The following is a 16,842-nucleotide window of genomic DNA, read 5'->3' on the forward strand; positions in this document are numbered from 1 at the left end:
TTTTAAGTTTTATATCGAGGGTAGCTGACTCGGGGAAGTTGGCATCTTGCTCGTCTCCAAGAGCATTTGCGGCACAATGCAGCCCATCTGACTTGAACATTGTCCCACGGGACTGAGCTTTGATCTATGACCACCATTGACTCCACCACCCAGATCGCCCCCCGCGACAAAGCCGAAATCCTGGCGCAAGCGCTGCCCTACATTCGCAAGTTCCATGGCAAGACCATGGTCATCAAGTATGGCGGTAACGCCATGACCGATCCCGCCCTGCAGGCGGACTTTGCAGAAGATGTGGTGTTGCTCAAGCTGGTGGGGATTAACCCTGTGGTGGTTCATGGTGGTGGACCTCAGATCGAGGCGGCGCTGGGTCGTCTTGGCAAGAAGGGTGAATTCATTCAAGGCATGCGTGTCACGGATGAAGAGACCATGGAAGTGGTGGAGTGGGTGCTGGCTGGCGAGGTGCAGCAGGACATCGTGGGTCTGATCCATCAGGCCGGCGGCAAGGCAGTGGGCCTGACGGGGCGAGATGGTGGCTTGATTCGTGCCAAGAAGCTCAAGATGCTGGATAACAAGGATCCGAGCATCGAGCACGATGTGGGTCAGGTGGGCGATATCGTCGCCATCGACCCCAGTGTGGTGAAGGCGCTGCAGGACGATGCTTTCATTCCGGTGATCAGCCCTATCGGTTTTGGTGAGGAGAACGAAAGTTACAACATCAACGCCGACGTGGTTGCAAGCAAACTCGCAACAGTGTTGCAAGCTGAAAAGCTGGTGCTTTTAACCAACACTCCGGGCGTTCTGGACAAGGCCGGCAATCTGCTGACGGATCTGACGGCGCGCGAGATTGATGCGCTGTTTGCCGACGGTACGATTTCTGGCGGCATGCTGCCCAAGATTTCGGGCGCCCTGGATGCTGCCAAGGCGGGCGTGAATGCGGTGCACATCATCGATGGACGCGTGCCGCATTCCATGCTGCTGGAAATTTTGACGGACCAGGCGTATGGCACGATGATTCGCAGCCATTGATGAGCCTGTCTGGCCCTGACATGTGGTTGCTCTTCTCGAGTGGCTTTTCACATATGGCGTTAACATCGCCGCAGGGCTTTCCCGGGTGGAGTCGCGCTCAAGACTCCGCCGCAAGCCGCCTTTGGGCGGCTTTTGTTTTTGAGCGAGGTAGGACTTTATGCGTTTGCTTCTGGTGGAAGATGATGTGATGGTGGCCAGCGGTATCAAGTTGGGTCTTTCCGATGCCGGTTATGCCGTGGACTGGGTGGGCAGCGCCGAGCGTGCGCTGGAAGTGTTGGCCCAGGAAGCGTTCGATGTGGCGGTGATCGATATCGGCCTGCCGGGCATCAACGGTCTGGAGTTGACGCGTCGCCTGCGCAGCAGCGATGTGGAAAGCAAGGCCATGCCGGTGTTGATCCTCACGGCGCGCGATGCGCTGCAGGACCGGGTGCAGGGCCTGGACTGGGGTGCTGACGACTATATGGTCAAGCCTTTCGAGCTGCCCGAGTTGCTGGCACGCCTGCGTGCGCTGATGCGCCGCTCCCAGGCAGCAACTTCGGCTGTCCTGAACTTTGGCTGCATTGAGCTGGATACGGCGGGCCGTCGCGCCGGCGCACGCCAGCTGCCGCAGGAGGGCGAAACTGAAGGCAAGCTGCTGCCCATCGACCTGGGGCCGCGCGAATGGACGGTGCTTGAGTATCTGCTGCTCAATGCTCCCAAGCCCGCCAGCAAGGAAAAGTTGCTGCAGGCCCTGACCGGTTGGGACCGCGAAATCACGCCCAATGCCGTGGAAGTTTATGTGTCCCGCCTGCGCAGCAAACTGGAGCCGCATGGCGTGGCCCTGCGCTCCATTCGCGGCTTCGGTTATCGGCTGGAGTTGATGCCTGAATCCGTTTGATTCTCTATTTGATAGCTGTCAGCGATTGTTTGATATGGAGTTTGGTTATTTATATATCCGAACTGGTTATTAATAAAGCGCTTGCAGCTATAAAAATTGAATACTCTGAGTTCTCATTGAATAAGCATTAATGACCGCCAATCTGCGTTTTCGGCTGCTGGTTCTGCTTTTGGTGCCGCTGATGCTGTTGGCGGCCATGGGCGGCTGGTTCAGCTACAGCGCCGCGGATGAGGCCTCCACCCAGCATGACCAGCGTTTGTTGCGCTTGCTGCCGGCCCTGGCCGATTCGGTGCTCGCGCCCTCGATTGCGGACGGTACGCCGCCGCTGGTGTCGCTGACTTCAAGCGTCGAAGACTTTTTGCGCAATCAGGGCGATGAAGCAGGCTATGCCGTGGGCGATCTGCAAGGCAATGTGGTGGCAGGCGATACCTGGATCAGCTTCGATGTGCCTGCGACCGGCACGGCGGAATTCCATAGCCAGGAGCACGACGGTGTGACCTATCGCGTTGCCGTGCTCAAGGCCGAAACCTATGGCGCCGGCGAGATGGTCGTCATGCTGGCCGACAGCAGCGATGTGCGCCAGCAATGGGTGCGACAGCTGCTGATGCATGTGCTGCTGCCCAATCTGCTGCTGATTGCGGGCGCGGCCGTGGCCATTTACTGGTCGGTGAGCCGGGCCTTCAAGCCGCTGCACAAGCTGACGCAGGCGGTGGAGCGCCGCTCGCCGCGCGATCTGAGCCCGATCGACGAGCAGACCTCACCGGCCGAGGTGCGGCCTCTGGTGCGCTCGCTCAATCGCCTGTTCTCCCTGGTCAATGCCCAGGCCGAAGGCCAGCGCCGTTTCGTCGCCGATGCAGCCCACCAACTGCGCACGCCGCTGGCGGCCTTGCAGACCCAGGTGGAGGCCTGGGCCCTGAGCGGACAGGAGGCCAGGCGCCTGGCCAAGCGTACGGGCGAGCCGGCGCAGGTCGTGCTCACGGTGGAGCAGATCGAGCAGCTGCGCGATGCAACCCGGCGCACTTCCCAACTGGCGCGTCAACTGCTGGCTCTGTCGCGTGCCGATGCGCGCAATGCCGAGGTGCAGCCGCTGCAGGAGGTGGATCTCAAGGAGCTCTGCGAAAGCATGCTCGAGACCTTTATCGATCGGGCCTCGATCAAGCATCTGGACTTTGGTCTCGAGGTCGAGCCTGCATCGGTCTGGGGCCATAGCTGGTTGCTGCGCGAACTGGTTTCCAACCTGGTGGAAAACGCCATCAAGTACACGCCCAGGGGCGGCAGCGTCACCTTGCGCTGCGGTCTGCGCCCCCGGCCCGTGGGCACGGACGATGCCACCTTGCTGCAGATGGCGGGTGTGCAGCAATGGGCTTTTGTCGAGGTTGACGATGACGGGCCCGGCGTGCCCGAGGAAGAGCGCAGCCAGATTACCCAGCGTTTCTATCGCGCGCAGGGGGTGATTGAAGAAGGAACCGGTCTGGGCCTGGCAATTGCCGATGAAATAACGCAATTGCATCAAGGTGTACTGAGTTTTTCAGATGGCAGTTTCGGTAAAGGCCTATTAGTAAGACTTGAAATTCCGGTTCAATCAGTTTCAGAAGGCAGTCATGAGGTATCTGAAGCTCTCAAAGGTTAATTTCTCGGTTACGCTTGCGTGTTGGTGAGAGCGGGGGTGAAAGTTCGGGGTGGAGACCGCAAGCCTGCTGTGTATTAAGGTTGGTTTGACGCACCTGGCACCTACCGGTAAGGATAGTCGTGTGCTTAACAGTGCAACTGGCTGTGAGAAAATTGCTAATAAATACTGAGTCGCCTATGTCTGAGTCTGAAGTCCTGTCGCCTGTTTCCAATATTGAAAATCCCGCGGAGGACAGTCCTGCCGCTCCTGCCATGGCTCCTGCACGCAAGCGCCCCAAGCCGGGCGAACGCCGCGAGCAAATCTTGCAGGCATTGGCCTCCATGCTGGAAAAGCCCGGTGCCGACCGTATTACCACGGCGGCCCTGGCTGCCCATCTGAGCGTGAGCGAGGCGGCTCTGTACCGTCATTTCGCCAGCAAGGCCCAGATGTTCGAAGGCCTGATCGAGTTCATCGAGCAGTCCGTCTTCACGCTGGTGCAGCAGATCGTGGGCCGCGATGTGCCCGAGGCTGCACATGACCCGATCACGAGCGTGCGCAATGCCAACCGCGTGGTGGCATTGCTGCTGCAGTTCGGCGAAAAAAACCCTGGCATGGTGCGCGTGATGGTCGGCGACGCCATTGTTTTCGAGCACGAGCGTCTGCAGACCCGCATGAACCAGTTCTTTGACCGCATCGAGTCCACCTTGCGCCAATGCCTGCGCCCTGCCGCTGGCGCCATGGGCTCTGCTGCACCGACGGCCGAAGCATCGGTGGCTGCCAGTGTGCTGACCTCGTTTGCGCTGGGGCGTCTGCAGCGCTATGCCCGCTCGGGCTTCCGCCGCCTGCCCACCGAACACCTGGATGCCAGCCTGGCCATGATGGTCGTGGTCTGAGTCACTCGTCGGGTGCTCTTTCAGAAACGCCGCAGTCTCAGGACTGGCGGCGTTTTTTATGGTGTATCAAGGCACCTGAGTCGGCAAAAGTTCTGGCAGGGAAGGGTAAGTATTTACCCTTGATGGATTCAAAAGCGGCCTGAAACTGTGCAAAATAGAACGAACGTTCGTTTTATTGAGAGTTTCATGGCCTCGTCTCCCGTTTCCCGTTCCACCACTTCTCCCGCCGCCAGGGATGCGGCGCATAGGGCCGGCCGTTCGGGGCAGCAAGGGGAGAGCGGGCCCGTGAAGACTAGCGCAAAGTCTCGCAAGCTGCACGCCCAGGCGCAAGATGCGGTTAGCCCCAGCAAGGCCGTTGAGGCTGCAGCCGTCCGGTCTGCGGGCCGCTCGCTCGCCAAAGGTCAGCAGACCAAGGCCACGATTGTCGAGGCAGCGCTCAATCTGGCAACCCATATCGGCCTTGAAGGCCTGTCCATTGGCGCGATTGCCGAGCTCACGGGGATGAGCAAATCGGGCGTTTTTGCCCATTTCGGCTCGCGTGAGGAATTGCAGATTTCCGTGGTGCACGAGTACCACGACCGTTTCGAGCAGGAAGTCTTCTACCCCGCCATCGAGGCGTCGCGCGGCATTCCGCGTCTGCGCGAGCTGTTTGGCAACTGGATGAAGCGCACTTCCATGGAGATCGATTCCGGCTGCATCTATATCAGCGGAGCGGTGGAGTTCGACGACCGCACGGGTCCGGTGCGCGATGCACTGGTTGAATCCGTCAGCACCTGGCTGGCCGCCATGCGCCGCACCATTGTGCAAAGCCAGGAATGCGGCGATCTGCGTGCGGATGCCGATGCCAGCCAGTTGCTGTTTGAAATTCACGGCCTGATTCTGGCCTTGCACTACGAGGCCCGCTTTCTGCACAGCGAAGGCTCGATAGAGCGCGCTCATGCAGGCTTCAACAACATTCTGGCGCGCTATGCCAGCGAGCCTCCGGCCGCCTGAGGCCACTCACAACCCGCGTCAGTTCCAACCCCAACAGCAAACCGTTCAACGCGCAACCATCACAGGAGACGACAAATGCCCAGCTACAACCCGCCACTGCGTGACATGCAATTCCTCATGCACGAGGTCTTCAAGGTCACCGAGACCTACCAGCAGATTCCCAAGTACGCGGAGGTCGATGCCGACACCATCAACGCGGTGGTCGAAGAGGCGGGAAAGTTTGCGGCCAATGTCGCGTTTCCCCTGAACATCTCCGGCGATGAAGAGGGCTGCACGCTGAACAAGGAGACTCACGAGGTCACCACGCCAAAGGGTTTCAAGCAGGCATACGCGCAGTTCATCGAAGGCGGCTGGCCTGCTCTGTCCTGCGATCCGGAGTATGGCGGCCAGGGCCTGCCCTTCGTGCTCAATTCGGCGCTGTATGAAATGCTCAACAGCGCCAATCAGGCCTGGACCATGTATCCCGGTCTGTCGCATGGTGCCTATGAGGCTTTGCATGCCTATGGCACGCCGGAGCAGAAGAAGACCTATCTGGGCAAGCTGACCAGCGGCGAGTGGACCGGCACCATGTGCCTGACCGAGCCGCACTGCGGCACCGACCTGGGCCTGCTGCGCACCAAGGCCGAGCCCTTGGGGGATGGTAGCTACAAGATCACCGGCAACAAGATCTTCATCTCGGCCGGCGAGCATGACTTCACCAGCAACATCGTGCACCTGGTGCTGGCGCGTCTGCCCGATGCGCCTGTCGGCTCCAAGGGCATCAGCCTGTTCGTCGTGCCCAAGTTCAAGGTGAAGGCCGATGGAACGCTGGGCGAGCGCAATCCCATCTTCTGCGGTGCGCTGGAGCACAAGATGGGCATTCACGGCAATGCCACGGCCCAGATCAATATCGATGGTGCCGTCGGCACCCTGGTGGGCGAGCCCAACAAGGGGCTGCAAGCCATGTTCGTGATGATGAATGCGGCCCGCCTGGGCGTGGGCAACCAGTCGCTGGGACTGACCGAGGTGGCCTACCAGAATGCACTGGCCTATGCCAAGGACCGCCTGCAGATGCGCAGCCTGTCGGGCGTGAAGGCCAAGGACAAGCCGGCTGACCCCATCATCGTCCACCCCGATGTGCGCCGCATGCTGCTCACGGCCAAGGCCTATGCAGAAGGCGGCCGCGCGCTGTCCACCTTCTGCGGCCTGCTGCTGGACAAGGAGCTGCACCACCCCGACGAGAAGGTGCGCAAGGACAGCGGCGAGCTGGTGGCATTGCTGACGCCCATCGTCAAGGCCTTCATCACCGACAACGGCTGGACGGCGACGACGCTGAGCCAGCAGGTCTTCGGCGGCCACGGCTTCATCAAGGAATGGGGCATGGAGCAGTTTGTGCGCGATGCGCGCATCAACATGATCTATGAAGGCACGAACGGCATCCAGGCGCTGGATCTGCTGGGCCGCAAGATCCTGGGCAACCAGGGCGCGACGCTCAAGAAGTTCGGCAAGCTGATCGCTCAGCTGGTGGAGGAAGAAGGCGTCAACGAGAAGATGAGCGAGTTCATCACGCCCATTGCCATGCTGGGCGAGCAGATGACCAAGTTCACCACCGAGATCGGCTTCAAGGGCATGCAGAACACCGACGAAGTCGGCGCAGCCGCCGTGGACTATCTGCGCGTGGCCGGCCATCTGGTCTTTGGCTACCTGTTTGCCCGCATGGCCCAGGTGGCGCTGCGCGAGATCGCTGCCGGCAATGCGGATCCCTTCTACCAGGGCAAGCTGCAGACCGCGCGCTTTTACTTCGCCAAGCTGTTCCCCGAGACGGCGTCGCTGATGCGCACCGCTCGCGCCGGCAGCCAGTCGCTGATGGATAGCGACGCGGCCCTGGCTTGACGCTCCGCAGGTGCATGCTGCTTCGCTATTGAAAGAGTAGCTGCATGCGCCTATTCATCCGTTGTTTTGAATATAAAGGACTCGGAAATGAAGAAGATAAAAGCGGTAGTAGCTCTTGTATTGATAGCGAGCAGCATGTCGGCCGCCTGGGCGCAGATGTCGCCCATAGGCACCTGGCGCAGCATGGATGAAAAGGAAAACACGCCCAAGGCGCAGGTGAAGATCACCGAGGCCGGCGGCGTGGTCACGGGCAAGGTCGAGGCCCTGCTGCGCAAGGGCGCGGACCCGAATGCGCTGTGCACCGAGTGCAAGGACGAGCTCAAGGACAAGCCCGTGGTGGGCATGACGCTGATCAGCGGCGTCAAGAAGGCCGAAGGCAAGGAAGTCTGGGAAGGCGGCAAGATTCTCGATCCCGAAAACGGCAAGACCTATACCGTGCGCCTGACGCCCATCGACGCAGGCCAGAAGCTGGAAGTGCGTGGCTCCATCGGCCCCTTCTGGCGTACCCAGACCTGGATCCGCGTTCAGTAATTGAAATGAAGCCCCTTGAGTCGCTGCGCCTGGATGGCTGCGTACCTTCCTCTTCTCTTGACGCGTTACGCGCTGACGGAGGGGGGATGCAGCCCCGGCCCTCGCTCGGCTGCCCCGGACCGGGGCGCGCCAGTTTCATGCGCTGTGCGCTTTATGAATACCTGAAATGAATGCAATCATGTCCCGATTCAATGTGAAAAAAGTCGCCGTGCTGGGCGCGGGCGTGATGGGTGCGCAGATTGCCGCCCATCTGGTCAACGTCAAGGTGCCGGTCATTTTGTTTGACCTGCCGGCCAAGGACGGCTCCAAGAGCGGCATTGCAGAGCGCGCCATTGCCAACCTGAAAAAGCTCAAGCCTTCGCCGATCGGTGTGGCCGATGATGTGGAGCTGATCCAGGCGGCCAACTACGAAGAGCATATGAAGCTGCTCAAGGGCTGCGATCTGGTGATTGAGGCCATTGCCGAGCGCATGGACTGGAAGCTGGACCTGTATCACAAGATCGCTCCCTTCGTCGCCAAGCACGCGCTGCTGGCATCCAACACTTCGGGCCTGTCGATCACCAAGCTGTCCGAGGCCTTGCCCGACGCCATCAAGCCGCGCTTTTGCGGCATTCACTTCTTCAACCCGCCGCGCTATATGCAGCTGGTGGAGCTGATCAACACGCCCACCACGCAGGCCGAGGTGCTGGACCAGCTCGAGGCCTTTGTCACCAGCACGCTGGGCAAGGGCGTGGTGCGCGCGCACGACACGCCCAACTTCATCGCCAACCGCATCGGCATCGCCGGCATGCTGTCCACGATGAAGGAGGTCGAGAACTTCGGCCTGTCCTTTGACGTGGTGGACGACCTCACGGGCAAGAAGCTGGGCCGTGCCTCCTCGGGCACCTTCCGCACGGCCGATGTGGTGGGCCTGGACACCATGGCTCATGTCGTCAAGACGCTGCAGGACAATCTGAGCCTGGAGACCGACCCCTTCTACGCAAGCTTCGGCACGCCGCCCGTGCTGGCCAAGCTGATCGAGCTGGGCAACCTGGGCCAGAAGACCAAGAAGGGCTTCTACAAGAAGGTCGGTCGCGACATCTTCCAGTTCGAGCTCGACAGCGAGGACTACATTCCCGCAGGCGGCAAGGCCGATGAGGTCTACGGCCGCATGCTCAAGAAGCCCGCTGCAGAGCGCCTGAAGCTGCTGCGCAATGCCGAGGGCAAGGAAGGCCAGTTCCTCTGGGCCATTTTGCGCAACAGCTTCCACTATGCCGCCGTGCACCTGCAATCCATTGCCGATTGCGCACGCGATGTGGATCAGGCCATGCGTTGGGGCTTCGGCATGAAGCAGGGCCCATTCGAGCTGTGGCAGGAAGCCGGCTGGCTGGAGGTGGCCAAGATGGTGCAGGAGGACATCGATGCCGGCAAGGCGCTGTGCAAGGCGCCGCTGCCCCTATGGGTTTTCGAAGGTCCGGTGGCCGAGGCCGGCGGCGTGCACACGGGCAATGGCTCGTGGAGCCCTGCGCAGAACCAATTCGTGCCGCGCCGTGTGCTGCCCGTGTACGAGCGTCAGCTCTTCCCCGAGAAACTGCTGGGTGAAACCGATCTGCCCGACTGGCAGACGGCTGGCACGACGATTGCCGAAACCAGGGCGCTGCGCACCTGGACGCTGGATGAGGATGACAGCCCCTGCGGTAAGCGAGTCTTGATTGCCAGCATCAAGAACAAGATGCACGCCATCAGCCCCGAAGTCATGGAAGGCCTGATGGAGGCGGTGGATACGGCCGAGAGCGACTTCGACGCCATGGTCATCTGGTCCGGCGATGCGCCCTTCAGCGTGGGCGCGGACCTGGAGGCCACCATGCCTGCCTTTGTGATCGGTGGAGCGGACGCCATCGAGAGCATCGAGCAGGAGCTGCAGAACCTGATGCTGCGCCTGCGTTATGCACAGGTGCCCGTGGTGTCTGCCATTCACGGGCTGGCGCTGGGCGGTGGCTGCGAGATGGCGGTGTATTCGGCGCGTCGCGTGGCCCATATGGAAAGCTATATCGGTCTGGTGGAAGTCGGCGTGGGCCTGGTGCCCGGCGCCGGCGGCCTGACCTATATCGCGCGCCGCGCTGCCGAAAATGCTGCCACCAGCACCGGCAAGGATTTGCTGCCCTTCCTGACCGAAGGCTTCACGGCCGCTGCCATGGCCAAGGTGGGCACCAGCGCCCTGGAGTCGCGCAAGCTCGGCTATCTGCTGGACAGCGACATCGTCGTGGCCCACAAGGACGAGGTGCTGTTTGTTGCCATCAACGAGGCCAAGGCCATGGCCGCCAGCGGTTGGCGTGCACCGCACAAGCGCAGCTTTCCCGTGGCGGGGCGCAGCGGCCAGGCCACCATCAAGGGCTCGCTGGTCAATATGCGCGACGGCGGCTTCATCAGCGAGTTCGACCAGCATATTGCGGGTCTGATCGCCAATGTGGTCTGCGGCGGCGATGTCGATGCCGGCACGCTGGTGGATGAGGCCTATCTGATGAGCCTGGAGCGCAAGGCTTTCTGCCACCTGATTGCCCACCCCAAGACCCATGAACGAATCCTGGGCATGCTGAACACCGGCAAGCCGGTACGCAACTGATTTGATATGGGCATCCCCCTGAGTCGCTGCGCGCCTTCCCCCTTCTCCCGCTTTGCGGGAAGGGGAGCGCCAGCAACGCTGCGGGGCGGCCCTTGCTTGCTGGCTGCTGGTATGCGCCGCCAAGCAATTGAAGCCTTGCACACAGGTTAAAGAGCTAAGAGACAACCAAGGAATTTGGTCATGAAACAAGTACAAGACGCCTATATCGTTGCCGCCACGCGCACGCCTATCGGTCGCTCGCACAAGGGTTTTTTCCGCAACTACCGTCCCGACGATCTGCTGGCCACCACGCTCAAGGCGGCGCTGGCCCAGGTGCCCGGCCTGGACCCCAAGGCGATCGAGGACATCGTCTGCGGCTGCGCGATTCCCGAAGCCCAGCAGGGCCTGAACGTGGCGCGTATCGGTGCCGTGCTGGCGGGACTGCCCACCAGCATCGGCGGCATCACCGTCAACCGTTTCTGCGCCTCTGGCCTGTCGGCCGTGGCCATGGCGGCAGACCGCATCCGCGTCGGTGAAGCCGATGTGATGGTTGCCGCCGGCGTGGAGAGCATGAGCATGGTGCCCATGATGGGCAATGCGCCCAGCCTCTCGCCCAGCATCTTCGAGCGCGATGGCGATGTGGGCATTGCCTACGGCATGGGCCTGACGGCAGAGAAGGTGGCCCAGCAGTGGAAGGTCTCGCGCGAGGCGCAAGACGCGTTTGCACTCGAATCGCACCGCCGCGCGATCGCCGCGCAGCAGGCCGGCGAGTTTGCCGCCGAGATCACGCCGATCGAAGTCACCGACCGCACGCTGAACATCGCCACCGGCGAAACCGTGGCCAGCACACGCACCGTGAGCCTGGACGAAGGCCCGCGCCCCGATACCAGCCTCGAAGGCCTGGCCAAGCTGCGCACCGTGTTTGCGGCGCGCGGCTCGGTCACTGCGGGCAATAGCTCTCAGACCAGCGATGGTGCGGGCGCGCTGATCATTGCCAGCGGCGATGCCGTCAAGCGCTTTGGTCTGACGCCGCTGGCGCGTTTCGTCAGCTACGCCAGCAAGGGCGTGCCACCCGCCATCATGGGCATTGGCCCTATCGAGGCCATTCCCGCTGCGCTGCGCTACGCGGGTCTCAAGCAGGACGATATCGACTGGTACGAGCTCAACGAGGCTTTTGCGGCCCAGTCCCTGGCCGTCATCAACACCCTGGGCCTGGACCAGAGCAAGGTCAACCCCATGGGCGGTGCGATTGCACTGGGCCATCCGCTGGGGGCGACCGGAGCCATCCGTGCCGCCACCGTGGTGCATGCGCTGCAACGCAAGCAGCTCAAGTACGGCATGGTGACCATGTGCGTGGGCATGGGTCAGGGCGCGGCAGGCATCTTCGAGCGCGTCTGAACGCTGCCGACCATGCAGACCGACCCGTCGCAAGCCTCTGGGCCAGCTCCGGTGCAAGCTACCGTGCAATGGACGGAGTTGGCTTTGCCCATCTCCGTGGGCTCGGCCCATCTGGTGCTGCGCCAGTGTCAGCCCAGGGCGGCTGCGCCGCTGGCCCAGGTGGTGGTGGCGGGCGCCATGGGCGTGCAGCAAAGCTATTACCAGGCCTTTGCCCGCTGGCTGGCGGAGCAGGGCTATGGCGTCACCACCTTCGACTACCGCGGTCATGGCCTGTCGCTGCAGGTGCCGCTGCGCGACGCCAGGGCCGACTTGCTGGACTGGGCCAAGGACTGCGAGCTGGTGGCCGTGCATCTCAAGCAGCAGTTTCCCCAGCAGCCGCTGATCTGGATTGGTCATAGCGTGGGCTCGCAACTGCCGGGGCTGGCTTCCATCCCCCTGCCCATCAACGGCTTGCTTTCCGTGGGCAGCGGCAGCGGCTACTGGCGCGATAACGCAGCGCCCACGAGGCGCATGATCCGGCTGTTCTGGTGGGGTGTCGCTCCGCTGGTCACGGCTTTGTACGGCGCTTTTCCGGGACGCAAGCTGGGCATCGTGGGCGATCTGCCGGCAGGCGTGATCTGGCAGTGGCGTCGCTGGTGCCTGAATCCTCTGTACGCCATGGGGGTGGAGGGGCGCTGGGCCGCCGAGGCCTATGCAGCAGCCCACTACCCCTTGCATGCGCTGTATTTCGAGGACGACGAAATGATGTCGCTGGCCAGCGCGCAAGCGCTGGTGGGCTGGTACAAAAGTGCGCCCAGCACGCTGGAGCGTGTGGACCCGGGGCTGGCTCCGGGCGGACGCATAGGCCATCTGGGGTATTTCAAGGAAGAGATGCGCGAGCTACTGTGGCAGCCCCTGCTGCCTTTGCTGCAGAGCTGGCGCGACGGTGACCGCGGCCCAGGCAAACCCTTGTTCGGGCCGCATGAGTCACCTGTTTGACGGCTTTCATTCCCGCCCTTGGGCAACACTGCCAAACATGAGCACAGACCTCCACCCCTTTGATCGTGCCGTGGCGCTGACCGCTACGGGAGTGCCCAATCAGTACCAGGGAACGGCCTCGCCCGATTACTGGAATATGGTCGGCCCTTATGGCGGCATCACGGCGGCCAGCCTGGTGCAAGCCATTGCGCAACACCCGCAGTGCCTGGGCGATCCGCTGTCCATCACCGTCAACTATGCGGCAGCCGTGGGGCCGGGTGCTTTCGAGATCGAGGCCAGGCCGGTGCGCACCAACCGCTCCACCCAGCACTGGCTGCTGACGATCACCCAGCCCGATGACCAGGGCCAGCCGCAGATCGTGACCACGGCCACGGCCGTGACCGCAGTACGCCGTCAGACCTGGAGCGTCAGCGATATGCCCATGCCCGAGGTCCGGGCTGCTGCCGAGGTGGAGCGCGTGCCGCCCCTGTTCAAGGCCTCCGAGTGGCTGACCCGCTATGAGATGCGATTTGTGGACGGAATCCTGCCGCGTGAGGAGGACGGGGCCGAGCGCGACAGTCTGACGCGACTCTGGGTGAGGGACAATCCGCCGCGTCCGCTGGATTTCGCGTCGCTGGCTGCGGTCTCCGACGTGTTCTTTCCGCGGGCGTGGCTGCGCCGCTCCAGGCGCGTGCCGGCGGGCACGGTGTCCATCACGGTCTACTTCCATGCCGGACGCGAGGAGCTGGCCGAGGCAGGTGACGGATTGCTGCTGGCGCAGGCGCGTGGGCAGGAGTTCCGCAATGGATTTTTTGACCAGACGGCCCAGTTGTGGAGCCAGTCCGGCCAGATGCTGGCGACCAGCCACCAGATTGTTTACTACAAGGAATAGCGCGCTGAAACCGGCAAGCTGTTCACATCATTCACAAGGCAACACCATGAGCAATACCCAGGATAGCCAGGACATCCTGGTGCACACCGAAGAGGGCGTGTGCACTATCACCTTCAACCGTGCGGCGAAGAAGAACTCCTTCACCGAGGCCATGTACCGCCAGATGGCAGACGCATTGGTTGCCGCCAAGGTCGACGCAGGCGTGCGTGTGGTGGTGTTCCAGGGCGACATCGCCATCTTCAGCGCAGGCAACGATATTGCGGACTTCCTGAAGCAGGCCTCCACCCCCGATGCCATGGGCGCCGATGCCCCCGTGTGGCGTTTTCTGCAGGAAGTCTCGGCCTTTCCCAAGCCGCTGATTGCTGCGGTCTGTGGCCCGGCCGTGGGCATTGGCACCACGCTGCTGCTGCACTGCGATCTGGTCTATGCCGGCGATAACGCCGCTTTCTCGCTGCCCTTCATCAACCTGGGCGTATGCCCCGAAGCGGCATCCAGCCTGCTTCTGCCCCAGATGCTGGGTTATCACCGCGCCGCCGAGGCCCTGCTGCTGGGCGAGCCCTTCATGGCAGAAGCCGCGCTGGAGGTGGGCCTGATCAACCGCGTGGTGCCGCCCAGCGAATGCAATGCCGTGGCACAGGCCCAGGCCAGAAAGCTGGCGCGCAAGCCCTTGTCCTCGCTGATCGAGACCAAGCGCCTGATGAAGGGCGGCCAGTCCAAGGCAGTGGGCGAGCGTATCGTGGAAGAAGGAGCGGTCTTCGCCCGCATGCTGCGCGAGCCCGCAGCCAAGGAAGCCCTGACGGCCTTCATGGAAAAACGCCACCCCGACTTCAGCCAGTGCTGAAGTCAGACATTGCGGCAGCAATTGGAGCGTAGCGATGGGTGGCGGTTTCACCAAAAACGCCACCCCGACTTCAGCCAGTGCTGAAGTCAGACATTGCGGCAGCAAGTGGAGGGTAGCGATGGGTGGCGGTTTCGCCAAAAACGCCACCCCGACTTCAGCCAGTGCTGAAGTCAGACATTGCGGCAGCAATTGGAGCGTAGCGATGGGTGGCGGTTTTACTCAAAGCGCCATCCGGATTTAGGCATGTACCGGCATCCAGGCCAGCTTCGCCGGCTTGCGGCCGTGCCGATCTGAGAATCGCCCGTTGCAGTGCGATTTTTCTTTGACCGTTTTTCAGGATTGCCTATGACATCCAGGTCCGTACCGTCCCGCAATTGGGCGCAGGAGGCTGCCGAGTCCGTGCAGTTCGAGCCGGAGTTCATCTCCGGCTTGCGCGAGATATTCGAAACGCGCGTGGCCTTCAACCAGACCATAGGGCTCAAGATCGGCGAGATCACGCCCACGCGGGTGCAGGGGCATATCGCCATGCGACCTGATCTGATCGGACATTCGGCCTATCAGCGCATTCATGGCGGCGTGATCAGCGCCGGCCTGGACTCCATGGGCGGGCTGGCTGTAATGGCAGCCATTGCGGCCAAGCATATGGACGATACGCCCGCGCAAAGACTGCATCGGTTTTCCCGGCTGGGCACAATCGATCTGCGGGTGGACTACATGCGCCCCGGCATCGGCAAGGAATTTCTGCTCACTGCCAGAGTGCTGCGCCTGGGCTCGCGGGTGGCGAATACTCAGATGGAGTTTCTGTCGGTGGATGGCGAGCTGCTCTCGACCGGCACAGCGGCCTATATCGTCTCTTGACGCTCTCTGAAACGAGAGCGTCAAGCGCCAGCGAAATATGGACTGGCAGCAAAAAGTGCTTCAAAGACGGGCAAGTGAACGCTTGCCCGGATGCAGCCAAATCTTTCATTGTGTGAGATCAGGCAATGCATGCAAGTAACTGAAACTTGTGAAAGCTTTGCTTACCGTTATTGCGAGATGGCGGTAAATGTTGCTACTTATGCTGCATAGGATGGCACTTTCTGACTAGGAGATTCCTGCCATGGCTGTGCAAAACCCGTTCTTCGGCAAACGCGATAACGATAACTTTCCTTCACGCAGTTCCGTCAGCGGGCTTTCGACAGCGAATAGCGCTGCGACATCTGGCGCCAGCTCTCTGAGTAACGCGGGCCTTGGCACGGCACCATCGAGCACCATGCGTGCGGCTGCGACTGCAACTGCCACCGCACCTGCTGCGGAGGAAAACGGAGGCAGCAAGCTGACCGTCGGTCCGAACATCAAGCTCAAGGGCGTGGAAATCACGGACTGCGACACCTTGGTCGTGGAGGGAACGGTTGAGGCGACCATGAACTCCCGTGTCATCAAGATTGCCGAACAGGGGGCGTTTCACGGTACGGCCGAGATCGATATCGCAGAAATCCACGGCAAGTTCGACGGCACTCTCACGGTGCGCGAAAAGCTGGTGATCTATGGTTCGGGCAAGGTCAGCGGCACGATCCGCTATGGCAAGGTGGTGATCGAAGAGGGGGGCGAGTTGACGGGGCAGATCGAAGCGGGAACCCGCTCCGGCACCAGCAACTCCAGCACTGCCTCTGCTTCAGCCTGGAGCAAGAGCAGTGCCGGCAGCAGCGCCAGCAGCCAGGTGAGCGGTGTGGTCAGCAGCAATGAAACGACGGGTAGCGCTGCAGTCGCCTGAATCTCTGCGCACAGCCCATGAAAAAAGCGACCTTCGGAGGTCGCTTTTTTATGCCTGAACAATGTCAGTTCTTGGTGGCAGCAGCCTGAGCCTGGATTTTCTCGCGCCAGGCACGTGTCTGCTCGGTGTCGGGCAGAGACTGAGGCTTGCCGGTGGCGTCTATGGCCACATAGGTCAGGCGGGCCTCGGTCACTTTGACATATTTACCCTGGTCGGAAAAGCGCTCGGCAAAGACTTGCACATCCACGGCGACCGAGGTGCGACCCACATGCTGCACGCCAGCATAAAAGGACAGGATGTCGCCCACGCGCACGGGTTGCTTGAAGATGAATTCGTTGACGGCCACGGTCACCATGCGGGTGTGGCTGATGCGCTGCGGCAGCACCGAGCCGGCCAGATCCACCTGCGCCATGACCCAGCCACCGAAGATGTCGCCATTGGCATTGACATCGGCAGGCATGGGCACGACTTTGAGAACCAGTTCCTTGTCGGCGGGCAGGGCAACGCTGGGAAGGTCGGGCGAACGGGGGGGCATGGAAATCTGTGACACGAATGGAAAGATTGAATTGTCCCTCAACATCGGGTTTCTACCATGTTGGCGAGGAAAAGCCACTAACGA

General features: G+C 61.7%; 15 protein-coding genes. 14 read left to right on the plus strand and 1 reads right to left on the minus strand.

Annotation, left to right across the window (positions count from 1 at the left end; all coding sequences use genetic code 11):
* The first annotated feature begins 126 nt into the window (after positions 1-126).
* The 14 genes from argB to QYQ99_RS15550 all read left to right on the plus strand — a co-directional run bounded on the left by argB (position 127) and on the right by QYQ99_RS15550 (position 16,223).
* Positions 127-1,026: an acetylglutamate kinase gene (argB, locus tag QYQ99_RS15485; RefSeq protein ID WP_302088985.1), complete on the plus strand. Its 900-nt coding sequence runs from the start codon at positions 127-129 to the stop codon at positions 1,024-1,026.
* A gap of 157 nt (positions 1,027-1,183) precedes the next feature.
* Positions 1,184-1,903 carry a response regulator transcription factor gene (locus QYQ99_RS15490; protein ID WP_003068054.1) on the plus strand — a complete coding sequence of 240 codons (720 nt, stop codon included), beginning with the start codon at positions 1,184-1,186 and terminating at the stop codon, positions 1,901-1,903.
* Between the two features lie 130 nt (positions 1,904-2,033).
* Positions 2,034-3,533 carry a sensor histidine kinase gene (locus tag QYQ99_RS15495; RefSeq protein ID WP_302088986.1) on the plus strand — a complete coding sequence of 500 codons (1,500 nt, stop codon included), beginning with the start codon at positions 2,034-2,036 and terminating at the stop codon, positions 3,531-3,533.
* Positions 3,534-3,709: 176 nt separating this feature from the next.
* Complete coding sequence (gene slmA, locus QYQ99_RS15500) at positions 3,710-4,405, plus strand: nucleoid occlusion factor SlmA (protein WP_034373339.1); 696 nt, start codon at positions 3,710-3,712, stop codon at positions 4,403-4,405.
* Positions 4,406-4,591: 186 nt separating this feature from the next.
* On the plus strand, positions 4,592-5,398 hold the full coding sequence (locus tag QYQ99_RS15505) for a TetR/AcrR family transcriptional regulator (RefSeq protein WP_302088988.1): 807 nt from the start codon (positions 4,592-4,594) through the stop codon (positions 5,396-5,398).
* Between the two features lie 75 nt (positions 5,399-5,473).
* Positions 5,474-7,270 carry an acyl-CoA dehydrogenase C-terminal domain-containing protein gene (locus QYQ99_RS15510; protein WP_302088989.1) on the plus strand — a complete coding sequence of 599 codons (1,797 nt, stop codon included), beginning with the start codon at positions 5,474-5,476 and terminating at the stop codon, positions 7,268-7,270.
* Between the two features lie 87 nt (positions 7,271-7,357).
* On the plus strand, positions 7,358-7,801 hold the full coding sequence (locus QYQ99_RS15515) for a DUF2147 domain-containing protein (RefSeq protein WP_302088990.1): 444 nt from the start codon (positions 7,358-7,360) through the stop codon (positions 7,799-7,801).
* A 178-nt stretch (positions 7,802-7,979) separates the two neighbouring features.
* Positions 7,980-10,403, plus strand: a complete 2,424-nt coding sequence (locus QYQ99_RS15520; protein ID WP_302088991.1) for a 3-hydroxyacyl-CoA dehydrogenase/enoyl-CoA hydratase family protein — start codon at positions 7,980-7,982, stop codon at positions 10,401-10,403.
* Positions 10,404-10,583: 180 nt separating this feature from the next.
* A complete protein-coding gene (locus QYQ99_RS15525) occupies positions 10,584-11,780 on the plus strand; it encodes an acetyl-CoA C-acyltransferase (protein ID WP_114863266.1) in 1,197 nt (398 codons plus the stop codon).
* Between the two features lie 12 nt (positions 11,781-11,792).
* Positions 11,793-12,758: an alpha/beta hydrolase family protein gene (locus tag QYQ99_RS15530; RefSeq protein ID WP_302088992.1), complete on the plus strand. Its 966-nt coding sequence runs from the start codon at positions 11,793-11,795 to the stop codon at positions 12,756-12,758.
* A gap of 37 nt (positions 12,759-12,795) precedes the next feature.
* The gene (locus tag QYQ99_RS15535) at positions 12,796-13,629 is read left to right on the plus strand and encodes an acyl-CoA thioesterase (RefSeq protein WP_302088993.1); all 834 of its coding nucleotides are present in this window, start codon (positions 12,796-12,798) and stop codon (positions 13,627-13,629) included.
* Between the two features lie 46 nt (positions 13,630-13,675).
* Positions 13,676-14,470: an enoyl-CoA hydratase gene (locus QYQ99_RS15540; RefSeq protein ID WP_302088994.1), complete on the plus strand. Its 795-nt coding sequence runs from the start codon at positions 13,676-13,678 to the stop codon at positions 14,468-14,470.
* 345 nt (positions 14,471-14,815) lie between these two features.
* Complete coding sequence (locus QYQ99_RS15545; protein ID WP_302088995.1) at positions 14,816-15,328, plus strand: thioesterase family protein; 513 nt, start codon at positions 14,816-14,818, stop codon at positions 15,326-15,328.
* A 241-nt stretch (positions 15,329-15,569) separates the two neighbouring features.
* Positions 15,570-16,223: a bactofilin family protein gene (locus QYQ99_RS15550; protein ID WP_302088996.1), complete on the plus strand. Its 654-nt coding sequence runs from the start codon at positions 15,570-15,572 to the stop codon at positions 16,221-16,223.
* 64 nt (positions 16,224-16,287) lie between these two features.
* On the opposite strand, the gene QYQ99_RS15555 is transcribed toward QYQ99_RS15550, so the two are convergent.
* Positions 16,288-16,758: an acyl-CoA thioesterase gene (locus QYQ99_RS15555; protein ID WP_302088998.1), complete on the minus strand. Its 471-nt coding sequence runs from the start codon at positions 16,756-16,758 to the stop codon at positions 16,288-16,290.
* Between the last annotated feature and the right edge of the window lie 84 nt (positions 16,759-16,842).

The sequence above is a fragment of the Comamonas testosteroni genome, from assembly GCF_030505195.1.
Lineage (GTDB): Bacteria > Pseudomonadota > Gammaproteobacteria > Burkholderiales > Burkholderiaceae_C > Comamonas > Comamonas testosteroni_G.

Excerpts from the sequence above, each read along its gene's own strand:
- QYQ99_RS15505 (WP_302088988.1), top strand. The coding sequence starts at position 4,592 with ATGGCCTCGTCTCCCGTTTCCCGTTCCACCACTTCTCCCGCCGCCAGG.
- QYQ99_RS15530 (WP_302088992.1), top strand. The coding sequence starts at position 11,793 with ATGCAGACCGACCCGTCGCAAGCCTCTGGGCCAGCTCCGGTGCAAGCT.
- QYQ99_RS15510 (WP_302088989.1), top strand. The coding sequence starts at position 5,474 with ATGCCCAGCTACAACCCGCCACTGCGTGACATGCAATTCCTCATGCAC.
- QYQ99_RS15490 (WP_003068054.1), top strand. The coding sequence starts at position 1,184 with ATGCGTTTGCTTCTGGTGGAAGATGATGTGATGGTGGCCAGCGGTATC.
- QYQ99_RS15540 (WP_302088994.1), top strand. The coding sequence starts at position 13,676 with ATGAGCAATACCCAGGATAGCCAGGACATCCTGGTGCACACCGAAGAG.
- QYQ99_RS15515 (WP_302088990.1), top strand. The coding sequence starts at position 7,358 with ATGAAGAAGATAAAAGCGGTAGTAGCTCTTGTATTGATAGCGAGCAGC.
- QYQ99_RS15535 (WP_302088993.1), top strand. The coding sequence starts at position 12,796 with ATGAGCACAGACCTCCACCCCTTTGATCGTGCCGTGGCGCTGACCGCT.
- QYQ99_RS15495 (WP_302088986.1), top strand. The coding sequence starts at position 2,034 with ATGACCGCCAATCTGCGTTTTCGGCTGCTGGTTCTGCTTTTGGTGCCG.
- QYQ99_RS15550 (WP_302088996.1), top strand. The coding sequence starts at position 15,570 with ATGGCTGTGCAAAACCCGTTCTTCGGCAAACGCGATAACGATAACTTT.
- QYQ99_RS15520 (WP_302088991.1), top strand. The coding sequence starts at position 7,980 with ATGTCCCGATTCAATGTGAAAAAAGTCGCCGTGCTGGGCGCGGGCGTG.
- QYQ99_RS15555 (WP_302088998.1), bottom strand. The coding sequence starts at position 16,758 with ATGCCCCCCCGTTCGCCCGACCTTCCCAGCGTTGCCCTGCCCGCCGAC.
- argB (WP_302088985.1), top strand. The coding sequence starts at position 127 with ATGACCACCATTGACTCCACCACCCAGATCGCCCCCCGCGACAAAGCC.
- QYQ99_RS15545 (WP_302088995.1), top strand. The coding sequence starts at position 14,816 with ATGACATCCAGGTCCGTACCGTCCCGCAATTGGGCGCAGGAGGCTGCC.
- QYQ99_RS15525 (WP_114863266.1), top strand. The coding sequence starts at position 10,584 with ATGAAACAAGTACAAGACGCCTATATCGTTGCCGCCACGCGCACGCCT.
- slmA (WP_034373339.1), top strand. The coding sequence starts at position 3,710 with ATGTCTGAGTCTGAAGTCCTGTCGCCTGTTTCCAATATTGAAAATCCC.